Origin of the sequence: Streptomyces sp. NPDC049577 (genome assembly GCF_040675635.1) — a bacterium.
In the GTDB taxonomy this organism is placed as follows: Bacteria; Actinomycetota; Actinomycetes; order Streptomycetales; family Streptomycetaceae; genus Streptomyces.
This window is the reverse complement of the sequence record NZ_JBFAPH010000544.1, coordinates 1-2,418: the sequence shown is the minus strand read 5'-3', so window position 1 is coordinate 2,418 and position 2,418 is coordinate 1. Positions and strand designations below refer to the sequence as shown.

At 72.6% G+C, this 2,418-nt stretch carries 2 protein-coding genes; one reads left to right on the top strand and one right to left on the bottom strand.

Translation table 11 applies throughout. The annotated features are described in order from the left end of the window. Nucleotides 1-87: 87 nt before the first annotated feature. Entirely contained in the window at nt 88-966 is an 879-nt protein-coding gene (locus AB0K09_RS32385) for an aminoglycoside phosphotransferase family protein (protein WP_366068970.1), read from the bottom strand. A 113-nt stretch (nt 967-1,079) separates the two neighbouring features. Between AB0K09_RS32385 and AB0K09_RS32380 the strand changes: the two genes are divergently transcribed. Then, a complete protein-coding gene (locus AB0K09_RS32380) occupies nt 1,080-2,291 on the top strand; it encodes a macrolide family glycosyltransferase (RefSeq protein WP_366068969.1) in 1,212 nt (403 codons plus the stop codon). Nucleotides 2,292-2,418: the final 127 nt, after the last annotated feature.

Below are 2,418 nucleotides of genomic sequence, written 5' to 3'. Positions count from 1 at the left end.
CCGCCGAAGACCGTGCCGATGCCGAGCATCGTGACCGCCAGCACCCGCACGCCCGCTGCTGAGGTCACCCGTCCCCGCGGACCGGTGCTAGAAGGGGTACCACCGCACCCCGGCGTCTCCCTCCCGCAGCGACGCCACCCGGCGGCGGAACTCCGCGAGCGCCGCCGGGTTGCCCGGCGCGTTCTGGGCGACCCAGGCGCAGCTCGCCGTCTCGCGCGCGCCGCGCAGCACGGCGCACCCGTCCCACTCGCGCACGTCCCAGCCGTAGGCGTGGACGAAGGCGTGGTAGGCGTCCGGGTCCAGGCCGTACCGGTCGAGGCTCAGGGCCATGACCACCAGGTCGTGCTCCCGTAGGTCGCCCGAGAAGGTCTCCAGGTCCAGCAGCACCGGCCCGTCCGGGCCGACGTGCACATTGCGCGGCAGCGCGTCCCCGTGGATCGGCCCGGGCGACAGCCGCGGCGTCAGCGCGGCGGCCGCGGCGGCGAAGCCGTCGCGGCGCTCGCGCAGGTAGTCGGCGTCGCGAGGGTCGACGGCGTCCCCCGCCAGCCGCAGCCAGCGCTCCACCCCGCCGAGCAGGTCCCGGTGCGGCAGCCGGAAGGCCGGTGCCGGCAGGTCGTGGACGACGCGCAGGAGAGTGCCGAGGTCCGCGGGGGTCGCGGGGCGGACGGGCTCGGGGAGCCGGTGCCAGAGGGTGACCGGGTGGCCGTCGGACACGAGCGCCTCGGGCTCGGCGGCCCGTACGGCCGGGACACCGCACTCTTCCAGCCAGGCGGCGATGCGCAGCTCGCGTTCGGCGCGCTCGAGCAGCGAGGGGTCGCGGCCCACCTTCGACACGATCCCGTCGTGGGCGAAGACCGCGTTCTCGCCGAGCGAGAGGAGCCGCGCGCCGGCCGCCGCGGCCGGGTGTCCGGCCGCGGCGAGGAGCGCCCGGGCCCGGATTTCGGTGAATGCCGTGTCCGTGTTCACCACGACAGTCTCTCCCACGCCCCGAACGCCGCCCGGAACGGTCCTGTCCGAAAAGCGCCCGGCCGAGAAAAACCCATTGAACGAGACGGAACGTCTCGTCTAATGTTCGGTTCATGAGCACCGAACGCCCCGCCCACATCGCCATGTTCAGCATCGCCGCCCACGGCCACGTGAACCCGAGCCTGGACGTCATCCGCGAGCTCGTCGCCCGCGGCCACCGGGTCACCTACGCCATCCCCGAGTCCTTCGCGGACCGCGTCGCCGCCACGGGCGCCGAGCCGAAGGTCTACGAGTCCACACTGCCGACCGGCGAGGACCCCGGCGCGTGGGGCTCGGAGACCATCGACTACATCGAGCTCTTCCTGAACGACGCCATTGCGGCCCTGCCGCAGTTCGCCGAGCTCTACGCGGGCGACGAACCGGACCTCGTCCTCTACGACATCACCTCCTACCCGGCCCGCGTCCTCGCGCACCGCTGGAACGTGCCCATCGTCCAGCTCTCCCCGAACCTCGTGGCCTGGGAGGGCTACGACGAGGAGGTCGCCGCCGCGATCTTCGACCCCATCAAGGCCAGCCCGCGCGGCATCGCCTACTACGACCGCTTCACCGGCTGGCTGGGCGAGAACGGCATCACCCTGCACCCCGACACGTTCATCGGCGTCCCCGACCGCTGCCTCGCCCTCATCCCGCGCGCCATGCAGCCGAACGCGGACCGCGTCGACGAGACCCGCACCACCTTCACCGGCCCCTGCCAGGGCGACCGTTCCGGCGAGGGCACCTGGCAGCGGCCCGCGGACGCGGAGAAGGTGCTGCTGGTCTCGCTCGGCTCCACCTTCACCAAGCAGCCCGGCTTCTACCGCGAATGCGTGGCCGCATTCCGCGACCTGCCCGAATGGCACGTCGTCCTGCAGATCGGCAAGCACGTCGACCCCGCCGACCTCGGGGACGTCCCCGCCCACTTCGAGGTGTGCTCCTGGGTACCCCAGCTCTCCGTCCTCCAGCAGGCCGACGCCTTCATCACCCACGCCGGCATGGGCGGCTCCCAGGAGGGCCTGGCCTGCGGGGTCCCGATGGTCGCCGTCCCCCAGGCCGTCGACCAGTTCGGCAACGCGGCCCTCCTGGAGGAACTCGGCGTCGGCCGGCACGTCCCCATGGAGAACGCGACCGCCGACGTCCTGCGCGAGGCCGTCCTCTCCCTCGTCGGCGACCCCGCCGTCGCCGAGCGCTCGGCCGCCCTCAAGGCCGAACTCGCGGCGGAGGGCGGCACGCCGTTCGCGGCGGATCTGATCGAGGCGGAGCTGCGGGGCGCTTCCCGCGCTTCATGACCGTTTGATGAGCGTTCGGCGAACTTGATCGTTACAAGAAGCGCCTGCCCCTACCCTGGATCCATGCCAGTCAATCCCCCGGCCGTCGCCGAGCCGTCCCAAGAGGAGATAAACACCGAGATCCGCG

Bases quoted from the DNA above. Each gene is read 5' to 3' on its own strand.
- AB0K09_RS32380 (WP_366068969.1), top strand. From the start codon at position 1,080: ATGAGCACCGAACGCCCCGCCCACATCGCCATGTTCAGCATCGCCGCC.